We start from the raw sequence: 554 nt of genomic DNA, 5'->3' as shown, positions 1-554 counted from the left end.
AGCAGCACTTACTGCTGCCTATGTAGCGCCAAGAACAGAAACAGAAGAAAAGCTGGCCCACATCTGGCAGGAGCTGCTGGGGGTGGAGAAGGTAGGGGTGGAGGATAACTTCTTTGAGCTGGGAGGACATTCGCTGCTGGCAACACGGCTGCTGTCGATGATCCGCAAAAGCCTGCAGGCAGAGCTGCAGATCAAAGACATCTTCACCTATCCTAGCATAGCGGCACTGGCTGATCAGCTGCTCACCAGGGGCAGCGGCAGGCTGTTGCCAGCCATTGTTCCAGCTAAAAGAGAAGGTAAACTACCGCTGTCTTTTTCCCAGGAGCGGCTGTGGTTCATCGACCAGCTGCAGGGCAGCAGCCACTACCATTTACCGGCAGTCTTTCGCCTGCAGGGAGCGCTGGATGTTGAGGGGCTGCAGGCATCTTTCCGCCAGATCCTGGAGCGTCATGAGTCACTTCGCACTGTTTTCCTGCAGGAGGAAGGAGAGGCCTGCCAGCAGATCATGGATGCTGCACACTGGCAGATGGGCTACAGCGAAGCCCCTGCACAGG

The 554-nt window shown here is 57.0% G+C and carries 1 protein-coding gene; it reads left to right on the top strand.

All coding sequences use genetic code 11. From position 1 onward, the window contains the following. A partial coding sequence (locus KWJ01_RS13295; protein WP_224996960.1) for a condensation domain-containing protein occupies positions 1-554 on the top strand: 554 nt, incomplete at both ends.

This window comes from Cesiribacter sp. SM1, from assembly GCF_020178975.1.
Taxonomy (GTDB): domain Bacteria; phylum Bacteroidota; class Bacteroidia; order Cytophagales; family Cyclobacteriaceae; genus Cesiribacter.
This window is presented reverse-complemented; position numbering and strand designations above follow the sequence as displayed.